The 16,901-nt window shown below is 59.6% G+C and carries 17 protein-coding genes and 1 pseudogene; 11 read left to right on the top strand and 7 right to left on the bottom strand.

The window, feature by feature from the left end:
* Positions 1-76: 76 nt before the first annotated feature.
* Positions 77-283, top strand: a pseudogene (locus OKC40_RS10340) (acyl-CoA desaturase); the annotation flags it as partial.
* 209 nt (positions 284-492) lie between these two features.
* Here the strand turns inward: OKC40_RS10340 and OKC40_RS10345 are convergent.
* A complete protein-coding gene (locus OKC40_RS10345) occupies positions 493-648 on the bottom strand; it encodes a hypothetical protein (RefSeq protein WP_005348505.1) in 156 nt (51 codons plus the stop codon).
* A 175-nt stretch (positions 649-823) separates the two neighbouring features.
* Here OKC40_RS10345 and OKC40_RS10350 point away from each other — a divergent pair, with 175 nt between their 5' ends.
* Both OKC40_RS10350 and OKC40_RS10355 read left to right on the top strand, forming a co-directional pair.
* Positions 824-1,450, top strand: coding sequence for a lysoplasmalogenase (locus tag OKC40_RS10350; protein ID WP_270795079.1), 627 nt, complete (start codon positions 824-826; stop codon positions 1,448-1,450).
* 157 nt (positions 1,451-1,607) lie between these two features.
* Positions 1,608-2,222, top strand: a complete 615-nt coding sequence (locus OKC40_RS10355) for a hypothetical protein (RefSeq protein WP_270795081.1) — start codon at positions 1,608-1,610, stop codon at positions 2,220-2,222.
* Between the two features lie 192 nt (positions 2,223-2,414).
* Here OKC40_RS10355 and OKC40_RS10360 read toward each other — a convergent pair whose 3' ends face one another.
* Both OKC40_RS10360 and OKC40_RS10365 read right to left on the bottom strand, forming a co-directional pair.
* Positions 2,415-3,968: a DHA2 family efflux MFS transporter permease subunit gene (locus tag OKC40_RS10360; protein ID WP_270795083.1), complete on the bottom strand. Its 1,554-nt coding sequence runs from the start codon at positions 3,966-3,968 to the stop codon at positions 2,415-2,417.
* Positions 3,968-5,020, bottom strand: a complete 1,053-nt coding sequence (locus tag OKC40_RS10365; protein ID WP_270795084.1) for an HlyD family secretion protein — start codon at positions 5,018-5,020, stop codon at positions 3,968-3,970. Before OKC40_RS10365 ends, OKC40_RS10360 begins: the two co-directional genes overlap by 1 nt.
* 96 nt (positions 5,021-5,116) lie before the next feature.
* Here OKC40_RS10365 and OKC40_RS10370 point away from each other — a divergent pair, with 96 nt between their 5' ends.
* Both OKC40_RS10370 and OKC40_RS10375 read left to right on the top strand, forming a co-directional pair.
* Entirely contained in the window at positions 5,117-6,019 is a 903-nt protein-coding gene (locus OKC40_RS10370; RefSeq protein WP_197928496.1) for a LysR family transcriptional regulator, read from the top strand.
* 9 nt (positions 6,020-6,028) lie between these two features.
* Entirely contained in the window at positions 6,029-6,343 is a 315-nt protein-coding gene (locus OKC40_RS10375; protein ID WP_042658153.1) for a putative signal transducing protein, read from the top strand.
* A 10-nt stretch (positions 6,344-6,353) separates the two neighbouring features.
* On the opposite strand, the gene OKC40_RS10380 is transcribed toward OKC40_RS10375, so the two are convergent.
* Complete coding sequence (locus tag OKC40_RS10380) at positions 6,354-7,637, bottom strand: dicarboxylate/amino acid:cation symporter (protein ID WP_042057056.1); 1,284 nt, start codon at positions 7,635-7,637, stop codon at positions 6,354-6,356.
* Between the two features lie 209 nt (positions 7,638-7,846).
* Between OKC40_RS10380 and OKC40_RS10385 the strand changes: the two genes are divergently transcribed.
* Positions 7,847-8,092 (top strand): YecH family metal-binding protein, encoded by a 246-nt coding sequence (locus OKC40_RS10385; RefSeq protein WP_042057059.1) that lies wholly within the window; start codon positions 7,847-7,849, stop codon positions 8,090-8,092.
* Between the two features lie 98 nt (positions 8,093-8,190).
* Complete coding sequence (locus OKC40_RS10390; protein ID WP_042057060.1) at positions 8,191-8,790, top strand: YhgN family NAAT transporter; 600 nt, start codon at positions 8,191-8,193, stop codon at positions 8,788-8,790.
* A 75-nt stretch (positions 8,791-8,865) separates the two neighbouring features.
* Here the strand turns inward: OKC40_RS10390 and OKC40_RS10395 are convergent, their stop codons facing one another.
* Positions 8,866-9,834, bottom strand: coding sequence for a LysR family transcriptional regulator (locus OKC40_RS10395; protein ID WP_042658151.1), 969 nt, complete (start codon positions 9,832-9,834; stop codon positions 8,866-8,868).
* A 276-nt stretch (positions 9,835-10,110) separates the two neighbouring features.
* Between OKC40_RS10395 and tatA the strand changes: the two genes are divergently transcribed.
* The 3 genes from tatA to OKC40_RS10410 all read left to right on the top strand — a co-directional run bounded on the left by tatA (position 10,111) and on the right by OKC40_RS10410 (position 12,242).
* Positions 10,111-10,272 carry a twin-arginine translocase TatA/TatE family subunit gene (gene tatA, locus OKC40_RS10400; RefSeq protein ID WP_042057064.1) on the top strand — a complete coding sequence of 54 codons (162 nt, stop codon included), beginning with the start codon at positions 10,111-10,113 and terminating at the stop codon, positions 10,270-10,272.
* Positions 10,273-10,288: 16 nt separating this feature from the next.
* Positions 10,289-10,591, top strand: a complete 303-nt coding sequence (locus OKC40_RS10405) for a YfcZ/YiiS family protein (protein WP_005339945.1) — start codon at positions 10,289-10,291, stop codon at positions 10,589-10,591.
* Positions 10,592-10,820: 229 nt separating this feature from the next.
* The gene (locus OKC40_RS10410) at positions 10,821-12,242 is read left to right on the top strand and encodes a lytic transglycosylase F (RefSeq protein ID WP_197928498.1); all 1,422 of its coding nucleotides are present in this window, start codon (positions 10,821-10,823) and stop codon (positions 12,240-12,242) included.
* Here OKC40_RS10410 and OKC40_RS10415 read toward each other — a convergent pair.
* Positions 12,220-12,396: a hypothetical protein gene (locus tag OKC40_RS10415; RefSeq protein WP_005339947.1), complete on the bottom strand. Its 177-nt coding sequence runs from the start codon at positions 12,394-12,396 to the stop codon at positions 12,220-12,222. The genes OKC40_RS10410 and OKC40_RS10415 overlap by 23 nt on opposite strands.
* Before the next feature lie 73 nt (positions 12,397-12,469).
* Here OKC40_RS10415 and OKC40_RS10420 point away from each other — a divergent pair, with 73 nt between their 5' ends.
* Positions 12,470-13,723: a phospholipase D-like domain-containing protein gene (locus tag OKC40_RS10420; RefSeq protein ID WP_270795091.1), complete on the top strand. Its 1,254-nt coding sequence runs from the start codon at positions 12,470-12,472 to the stop codon at positions 13,721-13,723.
* Positions 13,724-14,245: 522 nt separating this feature from the next.
* Here OKC40_RS10420 and OKC40_RS10425 read toward each other — a convergent pair.
* Positions 14,246-16,801: a TRAP transporter permease gene (locus OKC40_RS10425; protein WP_270795093.1), complete on the bottom strand. Its 2,556-nt coding sequence runs from the start codon at positions 16,799-16,801 to the stop codon at positions 14,246-14,248.
* Between the last annotated feature and the right edge of the window lie 100 nt (positions 16,802-16,901).

Genomic DNA, 16,901 nt, shown 5'->3' on the forward strand with positions numbered 1-16,901 from the left:
TTGCGATTAAATCAGATCACAAACGAAGCCTTTTTTCTATCTATTTCAATTGGTTGTAGCTAAAGATCCTGTACATGAGGCGCTGCTGCAGGAGGAGTACGACAAGCTAAGCCAGCAGCTGCAACACTACTACGCCAGTCGCAAACGGCTGCTGGAGCTGCGCAAGCGCAAGGCGCTGGCGCGCTATGACCGCCTCAAGCTGCAACTGGAGTACCGTGCCCTGCGGGATGGCTTCATTGCAGGCAAACGCAACTGGAGCCGCCTGCTGGCAGGCATTGCATGATGCCTTGCCGGTGTCAAACAGACTAAAAGAGAAGACCGCCAGCTGGCGGTCTTCTCTTTTATGATTCAACTCAAGCTAGTTGGCTTGGCTCTGTTGTTGCTGCAACTGATCCAGTGCCTGTTGCTCCTGCTGGCTGAGACCGAGCTGTTCGCAGGCCTGCTCAAAGCTGATCCCCGGATGGCGCATCATGTTATCCAATAACAGGAGGGCTAGTTGGCTTGGCTCTGCTGTTGCTGCAACTGATCCAGTGCCTGTTGCTCCTGCTGGCTGAGACCCAGCTGTTCGCAGGCCTGCTCAAAGCTGATCCCCAGATGGCACATCATGATGTCGATGGCGGGCAGATAGTTTTTCATAGCTTCTTCCATGGTGATCCTCCAGACCCGTCTCTTATGCCCTGAACCACTCGGGGCGGCAATTAGACTTTAGGCTTAGTCTGTCCATTTGATAAGCACCCCTGCCACTGGGGGAGGGAATTTGTTACCCTGCACCATGATAAAAACGGTTGCCGTATGACTGCGAGCAACAGGTGAGGAGCAGGGCATGTTATTGAGTTTCTTGATCATCGCTTCAGGTTGGTGGCACATCCGTGCTGCCTACGGTTCAGACAGCCGCCAGTTCTATATCAGCAAGCCACTGACCATGTTGCTTATCATTGCGTTGGCGTTCGGCTACCAGAGTTATGACCACGATGGTTCTCACGCCTGGATCCTGCTCGGTCTCTGTCTCTCGCTGGCGGGGGATGTGTTGCTGATGCTACCCACTGATCGCTTCATTCAGGGCTTGGCGGCATTTCTTGTCGCGCACCTCTGCTACATCGTCGGGTTTGCCCAAGGGCCACTGGTGCTCAATCTGTTGGATGGTTTACTGCTGTTGCTGATCGCCGGCATGGTCTTTGGTCTGCTGTGGGGCAAGCTGGGGGAGATGCGGATCCCGGTCTTCTGCTACATGTTGGTGATCATCGGCATGGCCTGGGTGGCCGCCGGTGCCTGGCACGCCTCTCTCACCGCCGGTTCTGCCGCCGCTCTGGTGGGGGCGCTGATGTTCCTCTTCTCCGACAGCATGCTGGCGCTCGATCGCTTCCGCCGCCCCTTTCCCCACGCCCGGGCCTGGGTCATGAGCAGCTACTTCGCGGCACAATTCCTGATTGCAGGATCGTTGGCGGGATAACGCCATGTTAGGCATTTTCTAAAAATTGACTTTTCGAAAGGGAATAAGTAAAAATGTAGGTGGCTCAGCGGTTTAGGTCGTCGGTCCCTGATATATTCATACTTTCGCTAAAATTGTGTTACTAACGGCATAAGCCTAGACTCTAGCCCCAAATATCATGAAAGATATATATTTCAAAATTTATCACCCTACGTTAGATATTGTATCTGACCGTACATTTCGTTCAATCCTTAAAAAATTTTCGTCGGTTGTACGAGAAATTCAATATCAAGAAGTTATGGTATTGGTGAACCAAAGTGACTTAAGTCCTTCTGAAAAACAATCAATTCGTGACAAGCTCAAAGGTAAGCTGAATCACATCGATGCTTACTACATCGAAAAAATTGAGCGCGGTAGCATCACCATTACTGGCTTGGTAACCACTGCAGCCTTAGGTTTACTTGCGGTCACAGTTGGCGAATCAGTAAAGGAAGCATGGAAAAAGTCCGAGTTTCACAAGTCTCTGGTCGAATACTTAACTATGGACTTAACGCGAGAAAAGCAGATTGAACGCAATGTTGATCGTGTTTTTGATGCTTGGAACTTCGATGGTTTTGTTCTCGAAAGTGTTGAAAAAGAGCAAATGCCTGACGGTTCAATAGAAATTGCAATCAATATAAACACAGATCCATGGCTATCTAAACACATAGAAGATAATCTAACCCGCGATGATGTTGATGCTCTTTTATCTCAACTAAACGATGAGATTAAAAAGTTAGAAGAAAATGCCTAACAAACTGTTTAAGAGTGGTGCGCTGCGTGTGGCACTTTTACTATGCGTGGGTTTAAGTGATTAAGGTGGTATGTGGCGACTTAGGTATTGCATTGCTCACACCTTAACAGGGCGTAGTCGAGTACAGGTAACAGGTAACAGATAACGAAAAACGGGCGCTTGCCCGTTTTTCGTTTTATGCCCTGCGGTTTTTCACGCCTCTAGCGGCTCGGCATCCGCTGCCCGCGGAGCGGGGGATTTGAGCAGCAGCATCAGACCGCTGGCGACCAGCAGGAAGATCCCCATGATGTAGAAGACCTGGTTGTAGGCCATGATGGCAGCTTCCCGGTTGATTGTATTGGAGAGCATGGCGCGGGCCTGCTGCTCGGCCAACTCGGGGCCAGAACCCTGCGCCATCATGCTATGGGCCAGCTGCAGCAGATAGGTTTGTCCCTCGATACTGCTGGCGGGCAGGGTACTGCCGATCTGGAGCATATGGGTGCGGGTGTCGTTGTCGAGCATGGTCGCGATGATGGCGATACCAAAGGCACCACCCAAGTTGCGCAGCACGTTGAGCAGGGTGGAGGAGGATGGCACCTCATCATGACTCAGACTGGCGGTGGCGACCAGGGAGAGAGGCACCATGATGAAGGGCTGCCCCAGCGCCCGCACGATGAGCGACTGAATGAGCTGCGGCCCGGCATAGTCGGCACTCATGTTGACGTTCATAAAGCAGCTGACGGCGAAGATGAGAAAGCCGAAGCTCACCAGATAGCGCGGATCGACCTTGTGGGTCAGTTTGGGCACCAGCGGCAGCACCAGCAGCTGGGGCAGCCCCATCCACATCAGCACTTCGCCAATCTCCAGCGCGTTGTAGTTGTGGATCTGGGTCATGTAGAGCGGCAGCACATAGATAGAGCCCATCAAGGCCATCCCGAGGATCAGGTAGGCAAAACAGGCGAGGGCAAACCGCGGGTTGTGCAGCAGCCGCAGGTTGACCAGCGGGTGGCGGCGCAGCAGCTGGCTGATGACGAAGAAGACCAGCGAGACGACCGAGATGATGGTCAGGCGCACGATGAAGGTTGAGCCGAACCAGTCCTCCCGGTTACCCTCCTCCAGTACCACCTCCAGCACGCCCAGACCGAGCGCCATGGTGACGATGCCGATAAGGTCGACCCGCTTGATCACCTCCCAGTCCACCGCCTTCTTGTCCAGCCCATGCGCCAGCATGGCCATCACCAGCATTCCCGGCGGGACGTTGAGATAGAAGATGTAGTGCCACGACATCTGCTCGGTGAGCCAGCCGCCGAGGGTTGGGCCGATGGCCGGGGCGAAGGTGGCACAGAGACCGAACAGCGCCATGCCGGTAGCCCGCTTCTGCAGCGGCAGCAGGGTAACGATGAGGGAGAAGGCCATCGGGATAAGTGCCCCGCCGGTGAAGCCCTGCATCGCCCGGAAGACGATCATGCTGGTGAGGTTCCAGCTGAAGGAGCAGAGCACGGAGGAGACGATAAAGGCGCCCGTGGTCCACAGCAGGTAACGGCGCACGCTCAGCCCCCGGCTCAGCCAGCCACTAAGAGGGATGGCGATCATCTCCGCCACCAGATAGGAGGTGGAGATCCAGGAGCTTTCGCTCAGGGTGGCAGAGAGCGCCCCCTGAATGTCCTTCAGGGAGGCGTTGGTGATCTGGATATCGAGGATGGCCATGAAGGCGCCGATAAGGCCGCCGATGACCGCGATCCAGTGGCGACGTGGAATGGGTTCCATCAGTTGGCGGCCGTCATGGCATCAGGAGTACGGGTATCTACCGTCACTTCGCTGGATAGGCCCGGCAGCAGCTTGCCGGCGAGCTGACCCGGCTCGGGGATACGGATTTTGACCGGTACCCGCTGCACAATCTTGGTGAAGTTGCCGGTGGCGTTCTCCGGTGGCAGCAGGGCGAACTTGGCACCGGTGGCTGGCGCCAGACTATCGATGACCCCCTCGACTGGCTGATCCGGATAGGCATCAAGCACCACTTCGACCTTCTGGCCGGGCTGCATATGGGCGAGCTGGGTCTCCTTGAAGTTGGCCTCGACCCACACCTGTTGCAGCGGCACCAGACTGGCGACCTGCATGCCGGACTGGACGTAGAGCCCCTCCCGCAGGCTGCGCTTGCCGATGATGCCATCGGCTGGTGCCCGCAGCTCGGTGTAGCCGAGCTCCAGCTTGGCCTGCTCCAGTTGTGCTTCGCTCAATGCCAGCTTGGCCAGGTTTTGTTTGCGCTCGGCATCCAGCACCAGCAGTCGCTCACGGGCTGCCTGCAGCGCGGCTTTGGCCTCTTGGGCTTGCGCCTGATTGACCTGCAGACCGGCACGCACCTCGTCCAGACTGTCTTGCGAGCTGTAGTTGCGCTGGTTGAGCTGACTGATGCGGTTGACCTGCTGGCTGGCGCGCAGCTGCTCGGCATTGGCGGAGGCGACCTTGGCCTCGGCCTGCTGGATCAGGCTCAGTTGTTGGGTGCGGGTGGCAGCGAGATTTTCGGCCGTCGCCTGATTGAGATGCAGGTCGGCCTCAGCCTCGGCCACTTTGGTCTTGTATTCACGGTCATCGAGCCGGGCGATCAGCTGGCCCGCTTTGACCGGCTGGTTGTCGGTGACCAGCACTTCGCTGATATAGCCGGGCAGCTTGGAGCTGATCCCGGTCACTTCACTCTGCAGGTAGGCGTTGTCGGTGCTTTCAAAATAGCGGCCGTGAAGATACCAGTAACCGGCGAACAGCAGACCGAGCAGCGCCAATATCATGGCTGCCAGCAGGGGGATTTTCTTGTGTTGACTCATTTTTGTGATTCCTGAACTTAAGGGGCGCAGGCTAACACTGGTCAACTGTTTCGATTAGTATTGGTTCACGAGATATACAGTTTCACTGGTGCAACAATGGATCTCAATGCCGCGTTAATTCTGGTGCGTATCGTCGACAAAGGCTCGTTTACGGGAGCCGCCCGCGAGCTGGGGATGACCAAGGCGATGGTCAGCCGCCGTATCGCCGAGCTGGAACAGCGGCTCGGGGTGCGCCTGCTCTATCGCTCCACCCGTCAGCTCACTTTGACCGAGGAGGGGGAGAAGTACTACCTGCACTGCAGCAAGGCGGTCGATGCCCTGACCGAAGCCGAGCTGATGCTGAGCGCCAGCCAGCAGGAGGTGACCGGCATCCTCAAACTGGCGGTGCCCATCGAGACGGGGCAACTGGTGGTCGGACGGCTGGTCGCCAAGTTTTTGCAGGCCTATCCTGCCCTGCAGGTGGAGCTGGAGCTGACCAATCGGGTGGTGGATCCCATCAGCGAAGGGCTGGATGCGGTGGTGCGAATTGGTGACATGAGCGACTCCAATCTGGCGGCGCGCCGGCTCTGGAGCACCGGGCGGCTGCTCTGTGCCAGCCCGGACTATCTGGCCCGCAGCCCGGCCATCGCGCGGCCGGAGGATCTGGTCAATCACGAGCGGGTGACGGTGAGCAGCGGGTTTCTCGCCTCCCATTGGTGCTTCGAGTTGGATGGCAGAGAGGTGCTGGTTGACCCCCCATCCCGTTTTCGGGTCAATAATATTACCTGTGCCCGGGAGGCGGCGAAGGCGGGGCTGGGGTTGGCCTCGTTACCCGCTATGCTCTGTCAGGATGAGCTGGCCAGCGGCGAGCTGGTGATCCTGCTGCCAGAGTGGCAGCAACCCAGGGTACCCATCTACCTGCTGTTTCCGGAGCGGCGGCTGATGCCGCGCAAGTTGCGGGCATTCATCGATTTCATGATTGAGAACGGCGCCGAGTTTGGCATCGACAAGCTGTTGTAAGGGGGAGCTATGGATAACTGGATCAATCTCTATCGCGCCTCTCATACCCTGGAGGCACACGCCCTGAAAGGGGCGCTTGAGGCAGAAGGGGTGCTGGTGCGGCTCAATGGCGAGGGGCTGTCTGGCGCCCTTGGCGAACTGCCGGTCGACATGCTGCAGGTGACCCTGATGGTGCGGGCCGAGGATCGCAGCAGGGCGGGGCGGGTCATCGAGCGTTACCAGCAGCGTCAGGGTAACGGCTGGCTGTGCGGCCAGTGCGGGGAGGAGAACGGCGCCAACTTTGACGTCTGTTGGCGCTGTCATCACGATCCCCACGACAGCTGATCTTTCTCCGCTAGCGCGGCGGGAACTCGATATCTTCCCCCGCGCTGGCATCGTGATAGATCGCCAGGTCCAGCTCGTTTTCGCTGCGGGCGATCAGCACCGACACCAGAATATCCCCAGATACATTGACCGTGGTGCGCGCCATGTCGAGGATCCGGTCAATGCCAGCAATCAGTGCCACACCTTCCAGCGGCAAGCCCACCGCAGTCAGTGTCAGGGTCAGCAGCATGAGCCCGGTGCCCGGGGTACCCGCGGTGCCGATACTGGCCAGGGTGGCGATGCTGATGATGGTCAGGTAATCGACCATGTGCAGATCCACCCCGAATGCCTGAGCCACAAACAGCGCGGTGACCCCCTGATAGAGAGCCGTGCCATCCATGTTGATGGTGGCACCGATGGGCAGCACCTTGGCGGTGATGGCGGGTGAGACTCCCAGCCGCTTCTCGGCGCAGGCCAGACTGATGGGCAGGGTAGAGCTGCTGGAGCTGCTGGTGAAGGCCACCGCTTGGGCATCGACGATGCTTTTGAAGTAGTGCAACGGATTGAGCCGTGCCAGCAGGAGCAGCAGGGTGCTGTAGACCCCGAGTACATGCAGCAGGCAGCCGAGGTAGACGGCGCCGATCACCTTCAGCAGCGGCAGCAGCAGGTCGAGGCCGTACTTGCCGGTCATCCAGGCCATCAGGGCGCAGACACCGTAAGGGGCGAGCGCCATCACCATCTGGGTCAGCTTGAACATCCCCTCGGCCAGCGAGGTGAAGAAGAGGATGGCGGGACGACCACGGCGACCGCTGGCGTTGAGGGCCACCGCCAGCGCGACCGCAAAGACGATCACTTGCAGGATCTTGCCATCCACCATCGCCTGCACCGGGTTGCTCGGCACCAGATGGCTCAGTACGCTGGCCATGGTGGGCGGTTCCGACATGCCGATCCGCTCATAGGGGCCCATGTCGGCGCCCATGCCGGGTTCCAGCAGCCAGCCCATCATCAGGCCGATGCAGATGGCGATGGCGGTCGAGCAGAAGTAGAGGCAGATCGCCTTGCTGCCAATGCGATCGAGGGCCTTTCCCTTGAGCAGCGAGGTGAGACCGGCGATGACCGAGCAGAAAATGAGGGGCACCATCAGCATCTGGATGGTGTTGACGAACAAGACGCCAAGGGGCTTGAGCAGCAGGGCTTGCTGTTCAAAACCGACGCCCAGACCAATCCCTGTCAGCATGCCGATCAGGGTCTTGAGCCAGAGGGGGCGGCGGGTCCAGATCTGCCAGGGCTTGAGAGCCTCTCCATGGAACAGCATGACGCCAATATCCTTATACATTGTCTGCGATGGCCAAAAAGGGGCGCCAGTGTAGCGATCCCTGACGCGGGTTGCCACATTATCGACAAAGCGGCGGCGGTGACCACTCCCCTGGCCAGGTAATGCGCAATTTATTGGCCTATATCAAGATCCCTCCGGGCGGGGCGATATTTAATTGGCATTAAATATGTTCATTATTGAGGTGAGAGATGTCGCAATCGGTTCATGGTCACGAAGTGATGGAGATGATGCTGGCACAAGGGGGACAATTTACCCGTGCCAGCCTGAAACAGGCGATGGCGGAGCGGTTCGGTGCCGAGGCCCGTTTTCATACCTGCAGCGCCAGCGAGATGGATGCAGAAGCGCTGATCGACTTCCTGGCCGCTCGCGGCAAATTTATCGACTCGGCAGAGGGCTTCCAGACCCACGCCGACAAGATCTGCAACCACGGTTAACCCCGCAGCGAGCGCATCTGGCGCTCGCTCAATTCTTCGCCCTTTGCTATATTTCGCCCCCTCTCTTTTCCCTATTCAGGGCGTAACCAGGGCGTTGTATGGATACTTTTTCTGCCGCAGTCATGCTGTTTCTGATCATGGACCCGCTGGGCAACCTGCCGGTCTTCCTCTCTATCCTGCGTCATATCGATCCCAAGCGACGCCGCAAGGTGATGATCCGCGAGCTGCTCTTCTCGCTGGCCATCATGATGCTGTTCCTGTTTGTCGGTCAGCAGATCCTCGGCTTCCTCAATCTGCGGCAGGAGGCTGTCAGTATTGCGGGGGGCATCATCCTGTTCCTGATCGCCATCAAGATGATCTTCCCGAGTGAAGGGGGGGTGACCGGACTGGCGGCGGGCGAGGAGCCCTTCCTGGTGCCGATGGCGATCCCGATGATTGCCGGTCCGTCGATCCTCGCCTCTTTGATGCTGCTGGCCAATCAGGAGCCCGCTCGGATGGTGGACTGGTCGCTGGCGCTCTTCATGGCCTGGGCCGCCAGCGCGGTGATCCTGATGTTCTACGAGGTATTCAACAAGCTGCTGGGTGAGCGGGGACTCACTGCGGTGGAGCGGTTGATGGGCATGCTGCTGGTGATGATCTCGGTCCAGATGCTGCTGGACGGCGTACATCACTATCTGGCGGTGACCGGTCAGGGCTGACCGGTTTACATGCCGAAATAAATGAAACGGGGCTATGCAGAGCCCCGTTTTTTGTGCCGCCAAGAAGGTGTGCCGTCACCCGTGTGTGGTCGCTGCGGGTTCCAGTTTGCTCATGATGAGGGAGAGCAGCAGCTCCCGCAGCCAGCGGTGGCCCGGGTCTTCGCTGTGACGCTGATGCCAGATCAGCAGGTGGGAGATGCTGTCCAGCCCGATGGGCAGCGGCAGCTGCAACAGCGGATAGACCTGGGTGGCGTGGCGGGCGTAGAGCTTGGAGAGCGTCACTATCATGTCGGAGTGCATCCCCATCCGCAGCGCCGCCTCGAAGGAGGGCACGGTCGCCTCGATACGTCGATAGAGATCCTGCTCAGCCAGCTTGTGATCCAGCATCCAGCGGTCCCGCCCCTCGCAGTAAGTCTGCACATGGGGGTAGCTGAGGTAGTGATCCAGATTCCAGTTGGGCTCCCGCAGCGCGGGGTGGTGCTGCTGCACCAGACAGGTGAGATCATCGACCGCCAGCACTCGCTGACAGATGCTGTCGGGCAGGGTGTCGAGCCGGTAATCGGAGCTGATGCAGTTCTCCCGCACCGCGAAGGCGATGTCCACCTGGCCCTGACTCATCTCGGTCAGACTGTTCTCGGTCCACTCCTCGTAGCGCAGGCGGATCCGTGGTGCCTGCCGCTTCAGCTCGCTCAGGTAGAGCGGGGCAAACAGGGTAAAGGCGCTGTCCATGCTGGCGATGACAAACTCTCGCTCCGAGCTGGCGGGGTCGAACTCGGGCGGCTGGATCAGGTTATCCAGCGACAGCAGGATGGGTTGCAACTGCTGTTGCAGCGCAAGGGCGCGGCCGGTGGGTTCCAGCCCATAGGCGGAGCGGATGAAGAGGGGATCGTTGAAAGTGTCGCGCAGGCGGCCGAGGGCCTTGCTGACCGCAGACTGGCTCAGATGAAGGCGGCGTGCCGCCTTGCTGCCGTTGCGCTCCTCCAGCAGTACCTGCAGGATAATCAGCAGATTGAGGTCGATGCGACCCAGTTGTTCCAGCAGCATGATATGAATCCTCTTCAATTCTAAGATGAATTTATACCATTTGTTTTCATATCTTGGCGATCTTATCCTCGAATGGTCTCAGGTTCGCATGAACCACTGGTACAGGATGTAGCGGTTGAGGGGACATGTAGCACAATCAATATGGCGACCTCAGGGTCGCCCTATTTTTTGGCTATGATTTATTTGCTCACTTGCACCTGCCTTGATTTTGCCCAACAATCCCTGCGCTCTATTTTGATACAAGTAACAGATATCTCTTTGTGAGGGAGTATCCCTATGGGACTCGGTGGAATTCATATCTGGCATATGCTGATCCTCTTGCTGGTCGTTGTGCTGGTCTTCGGCAGCAAGCGTCTTGCCGGTGCAGGTGAGGATCTGGGTACCGCCATCAAAGATTTTCGCAAGGCGATGCGTGACGACGCAAATCATCCGAAATAAGCAGTAGGAGTAGAAAATGTCTGTAGACGAGAAAGTTGAACTGAACGAAACCTGTGACAGCTGCGGCTGTTTTGCCGAGATCGGCACCATCATCGGCGAAGGCGACGATGTGATGGATCTGGTTATTGAAGCCGCGGCCGAGGCTGATGCCCGCGCCAAGCTGGCTGCCTATGAAGCACTGGCCAAGCAGGTCACTGCCGAAGCTCAAGTGAGCAGCGAACTGACCCAAGGCGCCAACGGCGTGATCCTGAAAGCCCGCCTGCAATTCACCTGCACCGCCGAAAAACTGATTTTCGAAATGCGGGCCCGCTCTATCTGAGTGGTCTGATAACGCGGCAGGTTTGCCTGCCGTGTTGACCCTTCTGCTGTGGGTCGGCGTTCTATAGTTACTCTACCCCACAGACGTTTTTGCCCGGCGCGAGTCGGCCAACAGAAGGCGCAAACATCATGACGCAGCGATGGATCTCTGCCCCCAATCCCACCTTCTATCGTGATCCTTGCTGCCAACAAGCAGCAGGCGTGACGTCAGCGCAGGGGCAGCCATCGTGATGCGACGCTGGATCTGGGCTCTGCTGGCCCTCTGCTGTTTCCCCCTGCTGGCGGCTGAACTCAAGCCACTGCGTCTGCCCCAACCCGGGGACCTCGAAAGCATTCTGCAAAAACGCGAACTCAGGGCTCTGGTGGTCTATGAGCGCGGCTTCTATTTTCTCGATCGCGGCTCCCAATACGGCATTCTGGTCAACCAGCTGCAAGGGTTCGAGCGCTGGCTGAACAAGACCTATCTCGCCAAGGAGAAGGTCAAGCTCAAGGTGGTCTACATCCCGGTGCGCCAGGACAAGCTGCTGGACTATCTGGCCGAGGGGCGCGGCGATCTGGTGGCGGCGACCATGACGGTGACCCCGACCCGGCGTGAACAGGTGGCCTTCTCCCGGCCGCTCATCTCTTCCATCGAGGAGTGGGTGGTAAGCCAGAACAGCCTGCCCGCCTTCAGCCGCATTACCCAGCTCTCAGGCAGGCGGGTCTGGGTGCGTGCCAGCTCCAGCTACTACGAGAGTCTGCGTCAGCTCAACTGGCTGTTTCGTGAGCTGGGGCTGCCCCCCGTCTATATCGAAACGGTGCCCGAATACCTGCAGGATGGCGATCTGCTGGAGATGGTGGCTGCCGGCATTATTCCCCTGACGGTGACCGACAGCTACAAGGGGCGGATCTGGCTGGGGGGGATGATCTCCGGCCTCAAGGCTCACAAGCTGATCCCCCTGCGCAGCAACGGCACCAGCGCCTGGGCGCTACGCAAGAACAGCCCCGAGCTGCTCAAGGCGGTCAACGGCTATCTGGCGAGCGTCAGCCGCAACAGCCTCTACAGCGACATGACCCTGCGCCGGTTGCTGGTTCACAGCGATCAGATGAGCAATATCCTGGCGCCGGACCCCATGGGGCGACTGGCGACCATTCGCAAGGTGCTGGAGAAGTACGCCAATCAATACGATCTCGACTGGCTGATGCTGGCGGCGCTCGGCTACAAGGAGTCCGGCCTCAATCCCAAGGTTCGTTCGCACAAGGGGGCCGTGGGCATCATGCAACTGCTGCCCAGTACGGGGCGGGAGGTCGGCATCAACGGCGCCAGACTGACCACCCTTGAGGGCAATGTGGAAGCGGCCTGCCGCTACATGCGGTTGATCCTCGATACCTACTTCAATGATCCCGAGCTGGATCGGCTCAACCGCCACCTGTTTGCCCTCGCTGCCTACAACGCGGGGCCTAACCGGGTGCAGGCGCTGCGGGGCAAGGCAGAGAAGCTGGGGCTCGATCCCAACGTCTGGTTCGGCAACGTGGATCAGCTGGTGGCCAACGAAGTTGGGCAGGGGCCGATCAACTATGTCGGCACCATCTACAAGTACTACGTGGCCTATCGTTTCAGCCTGCCCCAGATCGAGGGCAAGGCTGCCGCTATCGAAGCGGCTCAGCCCTGAGCCGGTTGACCGGCAGGGTCGCCTGCACGGTCGGCAATTGCCAGCCACCGTCCCTGTGTTGCAAAAACCAGTGGGCGGGGCCGGTGGCCGGGATGAGATCTGGCTGGCTGAGCTGGCCCAGATAGCGCAACATCGGGGTATCATGCAGTTCCATCAGCAACTCCTTTTGAATATGTGAAGAGGCTCGCCAGCGTTATGACACCCGGCCATGACAGCAGGATGACACCATGATCCCCGGATCCTTTGCCCTGATCGACGATCCCCGGCTGGCACTCAAGGTGCGTTGCCACTGGATCCGCCATGCCCGCGAGCGGATCCAGGCGCAGTACTACAGCTGGGAGGAGGACAGCTGCGGCAAGCTGCTGCTGAGCGAGCTGCTCCACGCCGCCCGGCGTGGCGTCAAGGTGCAGCTGCTGGTGGATGATCTCTATGCCGGTGACAACCGCTTTCTGGAGATGGTGGCTCACTATCCGGGGATCGAGGTGCGGTTGTTCAACCCCTTCTGGCAGCGGGGCTGGCGCCCGCTGGCACTGTTGCTGGAGGGGCTGCTCAGCTTTCGCCGCATCAACCACCGGATGCACAACAAGCTGCTGCTGGTGGATGGCAAGCTGGCGCTGATCGGCGGGCGCAACATCGGCGATCGCTACTTCGGGATGGATCTGCAGGCCCCCTTCGTGGATCTCGATCTCGCCTGTCAGGGGGGGCTGTGCCAGCAGATGGTGCAGGGGTTCGAGCAATTCTGGCACAGCCGCTGGAGCCACCCCATCCGCCATCTGCTACGCCGCGAGTTGCTGCCCGCCGAAATAGAGGTGGTCAATGACTTCCTGTTCACCATGACGGATCCGGCGGTGGCAACGGTCTACGATCTGCCTGCGGCGCTGTTTGACGAGAGCGATGTGCTGCTGCAATGGCACGAGGGGCGGGCCGAGGTGTGGTTCGACCGTCCCGGCAAGGGGCTGATCTCCCGCCCCACCACCGCCCGTCAGTTGTGGCGCCAGCTGGCTGACAATCCCGGCTCGCTGGGGTTGGTGACCCCTTACCTCATCCTGACCCGCGGGTTTCGGCACCGTCTGGCGCGCCTGCGCCAGCAGGGGGTTGCCATCGACATTCTCACCAACTCGCTGGCCAGCACCGATGTGCCGCTGGTCTATGGCGCCTATCAGCGCTATCTAGGCTGGTTGCAGCGCCGCGGGATCCGGGTTGCCGAGTTTGATCATGGCCACGGCAGCCTGCACGCCAAGCTGATCCTGCTGGGGCAGGATCGGGCGCTGTTTGGCAGCCTCAACCTCGATCCCCGCTCGCTGTTTCTCAATACCGAACTGATGTTGCATCTGCACTGCCCGCCGATCTGCGAGGCGCTGCGAACGTGGCTGGCTCGCTGGCAGGAGCAGGCCGGTGGATTGCCGCGCAAACCCGAGGGGTGGTCAAGGCGACTGATATCCCGCCTGAGCGACTGGTTGCCACTGCGCCGCTGGCTGTGAGGCGGCCATTTTTTGTGCGAGATCTCGCAAAGCCTTGTAAGCCATTGCAGACGACCCTTGCGGGTGAATAACCATGCTTGGATCTATCTGGCTGTTTTATAACAATTTAGTGGTGATGATAAGGCTGTTTTTTGTACTTGCATGTGAATGGAATGGGCATAAAAACGTTTTTTATTTTGTTTTTATGCGTAATATTTCAGTTGCAAGGACAAACACGGCGGCTTGTCTGCCGTGTGGACGAGGGTTGTTACGGGTTGCTGGTCAGTTGCTTCGCTGCAATTGGCGCTCACTTCAGATGGGTCGCGAACTATCGGAAAGTGAAACAGAGACCCGGCGTGGCCGGACTCCAATATGGAACATGCTATTTGCGAGGGGGTGACATGGACATGTCACCCCACTTTTTTTGGCTGCTCGCCATCGTTTACCCTTTTCCATGACCATCGCCCATCGCAAGAGCCGCAGAGGGCAAGGCAATAAAAAGAGGGCCGCAATAGCGGCCCTCTGTCTCATCTGCCCGATGGATTAACCGGCCTTGATGCTGCGGCGACGCTGCAGCCAGACGATCACCCCGAACAGCAGGAAGCCCGGGATCCACATCCACTCCTTGGTCCAGCGTTCGGTCGGCGCCTTGACGGTGAGGATCTCCTGATCGAACTCCAGTCCCATGGTGGCGGCCGGGCTGCCAAAGGCGACGTTGTCGATCAGCGTCTTGCCATCCTGCTCATAGAGGCTCAGCCCCAGATTGGCCAGCCGCTCCTCGCCATCCGCGCCATCCGGTACGGCGACCAGCAGGGTGAACTTGCGCGGTTTGCCCACCGCATCTTCACCGAGGATCCGCAGCCGCAGGGTGCTCTCCGCTTCCACTTCACCCATGGTTTGGGCCAGCTGGGCAGGCGGGGTCTCGCGATAGGGGTCGTGCACCATGTCCATCCAGAAACCCGGGCGGAACAGGGTAAAGGCGACCAGCAACAGCAGCACGCTCTCGTACCAGCGGCTCTTCACCAGGAACCAGCCCTGAGTGGCGGCGGCGAAGATCAGCATGGCGATGGTCGCCACGATGAAAATCAGCACCCCGTGGGCGAAGTCCACGTCGATCAACAGCAGGTCGGTGTTGAAGATAAACAGGAACGGCAGCGCCGCGGTACGCAGGCTGTAGTAAAACGCCGTGATCCCGGTCTTGATGGGATCGCCCTTGGAGACAGCGGCTGCCGCGAAGGAGGCCAGCCCTACCGGCGGCGTCACATCCGCCATGATGCCGAAGTAGAAGACGAACAGGTGCACCGCGATAAGCGGCACGATCAGCCCGTTCTGCTGCCCCAGCGTCACTACCACCGGCGCCAGCAGGCTGGACACCACTATGTAGTTGGCAGTGGTCGGCAGCCCCATGCCGAGGATCAGGCTCAACAGGGCGGTGAGCAGCAGCATCAGCAGCAGGTTGCCCATGGAGAGGAACTCCACCAGATCCGCCAGCACCAGACCAACCCCGGTCTGGGAGACCGCACCCACGATAATCCCCGCGGTGGCGGTGGCAATGCCGATACCGATCATGTTGCGGGCACCGGCGACCAGCCCTTCCCGCAGATCCACCACGCCGTCCACGACGGTGCCGTAGTCGTGCTTACCGTCCTTTCGTAGCCAGTTGAGCAGCGGGCGCTGGGTCAGCAGGATGATCACCAGCATCACGGTACCCCAGAAGGCCGACAGCCCCGGCGAGAGGCGTTCCACCATCAGGCACCACACCAGTACCACCACCGGCAGCAGGAAGTGCAGGCCGGAGAGCAGCACGGCGCGGGTGTTGGGCAGCTCGGTGAGCGGCTTGTCGGGATCTTCGGCAGGCAGCGGTTCATTGCTGGCGGCGATCTTCAACAGGGCCACATAGGTGGCAGCCAGCAGTACCGAGATCCCCGGCAGGGCGTAGTCACCCAGCGCAGGTTTGAGCCAGCCGAGACCATAGTAGACCGCCAGCGACAGGCCGCTGATGAGGGCCGCGCCAAAGGCGAAGCCGGTCAGGCGGCGCAGCCAGGGTTTGGGCTGATGGTTGCCGATGGGCTGCATGCCCAGTTTCAGCGCCTCCAGATGGACGATGTAGAGCAGCGCTATGTAGGAGATGGCGGCAGGCAGGAAGGCGTGCTTGATGATCTCCACATAGGGGATGCCCACATACTCTACCATCAGGAAGGCGGCGGCCCCCATCACAGGTGGCATGATCTGGCCGTTGACCGAGGAGGCCACTTCCACCGCCCCCGCCTTCTCTGAACTGAAGCCCACCTTCTTCATCATCGGGATGGTGAAGGTGCCGGTGGTCACCACGTTGGCAATCGACGAGCCGGAAATCAGACCGGTGAGGCCGGAGGCGACCACTGCCGCCTTGGCCGGGCCGCCGCGCAGGTGACCGAGCAGGCTGAAGGCGAGCTGGATAAAGTAGTGACCGGCACCGGCCCGCTCCAGCAGGGCGCCAAACAGCACGAACAGGAACACGAAGCTGGTAGAGACGCCAAGGGCGATGCCGAATACCCCTTCGGTGGTGATCCACTGGTGGTTGGCCAGCGCGGTATAGCTTACTCCGCGGTGTGCCAGCAGTCCCGGCATCCAGGGGCCCGCCAGACTGTAGACCAGAAAGACGATGGCGATGACCGCCAGTGCCGGCCCCAGCGCGCGGCGCGCCGCTTCCAGCAGCAGCGGAATGCCGATGCAGGCGGTCACCAGATCGGCGGTGGTGAGGGTGCCGGGACGCAGCGCCAGTGCTTCATACATCACGAACAGGTAAGACGCGGCGCCAGCAGCAATCAGACCGAGAGCGATATCGCCGAGGGGGACCCGATCTCGCGGCGAGGAGCGAAATGCCGGGAACACCAGAAACGCCAGCAATAGGGCAAAGGTGAGGTGAATTGAGCGGGTTTCGGTGTCATTGAGTACGCCAAACCCCACCATGAAGGGGAGTGGCGAGGCGATCCAGAGCTGGAACAGCGACCAGGCCAGCGCCAGGGCGGTGATGATCCAGCCCAGCGGGCCCAGCGGCAGGCGAGCGCCCACGTCCTGGGCGATCAGTTCCTCGGTAGAGAGTTGTTTATCTTGCATAGGGTTAACTTGTGCCAACGAGTACAACAAGAGCGACACCCGCCCCCGCAATCAGGCGGCAGACGGGTGTCGAAGAGAGTGACAAAGGCCCCGGGGCCTT

Source organism: Aeromonas sp. QDB11 (genome assembly GCF_027705265.1).
Lineage (GTDB): Bacteria > Pseudomonadota > Gammaproteobacteria > Enterobacterales > Aeromonadaceae > Aeromonas > Aeromonas allosaccharophila.

Excerpts from the sequence above, each read along its gene's own strand:
- OKC40_RS10345 (WP_005348505.1), bottom strand. The coding sequence starts at position 648 with ATGGAAGAAGCTATGAAAAACTATCTGCCCGCCATCGACATCATGATG.
- OKC40_RS10350 (WP_270795079.1), top strand. The coding sequence starts at position 824 with ATGTTATTGAGTTTCTTGATCATCGCTTCAGGTTGGTGGCACATCCGT.
- OKC40_RS10355 (WP_270795081.1), top strand. The coding sequence starts at position 1,608 with ATGAAAGATATATATTTCAAAATTTATCACCCTACGTTAGATATTGTA.
- OKC40_RS10360 (WP_270795083.1), bottom strand. The coding sequence starts at position 3,968 with ATGGAACCCATTCCACGTCGCCACTGGATCGCGGTCATCGGCGGCCTT.
- OKC40_RS10365 (WP_270795084.1), bottom strand. The coding sequence starts at position 5,020 with ATGAGTCAACACAAGAAAATCCCCCTGCTGGCAGCCATGATATTGGCG.
- OKC40_RS10370 (WP_197928496.1), top strand. The coding sequence starts at position 5,117 with ATGGATCTCAATGCCGCGTTAATTCTGGTGCGTATCGTCGACAAAGGC.
- OKC40_RS10375 (WP_042658153.1), top strand. The coding sequence starts at position 6,029 with ATGGATAACTGGATCAATCTCTATCGCGCCTCTCATACCCTGGAGGCA.
- OKC40_RS10380 (WP_042057056.1), bottom strand. The coding sequence starts at position 7,637 with ATGCTGTTCCATGGAGAGGCTCTCAAGCCCTGGCAGATCTGGACCCGC.
- OKC40_RS10385 (WP_042057059.1), top strand. The coding sequence starts at position 7,847 with ATGTCGCAATCGGTTCATGGTCACGAAGTGATGGAGATGATGCTGGCA.
- OKC40_RS10390 (WP_042057060.1), top strand. The coding sequence starts at position 8,191 with ATGGATACTTTTTCTGCCGCAGTCATGCTGTTTCTGATCATGGACCCG.
- OKC40_RS10395 (WP_042658151.1), bottom strand. The coding sequence starts at position 9,834 with ATGCTGCTGGAACAACTGGGTCGCATCGACCTCAATCTGCTGATTATC.
- tatA (WP_042057064.1), top strand. The coding sequence starts at position 10,111 with ATGGGACTCGGTGGAATTCATATCTGGCATATGCTGATCCTCTTGCTG.
- OKC40_RS10405 (WP_005339945.1), top strand. The coding sequence starts at position 10,289 with ATGTCTGTAGACGAGAAAGTTGAACTGAACGAAACCTGTGACAGCTGC.
- OKC40_RS10410 (WP_197928498.1), top strand. The coding sequence starts at position 10,821 with ATGCGACGCTGGATCTGGGCTCTGCTGGCCCTCTGCTGTTTCCCCCTG.
- OKC40_RS10415 (WP_005339947.1), bottom strand. The coding sequence starts at position 12,396 with ATGGAACTGCATGATACCCCGATGTTGCGCTATCTGGGCCAGCTCAGC.
- OKC40_RS10420 (WP_270795091.1), top strand. The coding sequence starts at position 12,470 with ATGATCCCCGGATCCTTTGCCCTGATCGACGATCCCCGGCTGGCACTC.
- OKC40_RS10425 (WP_270795093.1), bottom strand. The coding sequence starts at position 16,801 with ATGCAAGATAAACAACTCTCTACCGAGGAACTGATCGCCCAGGACGTG.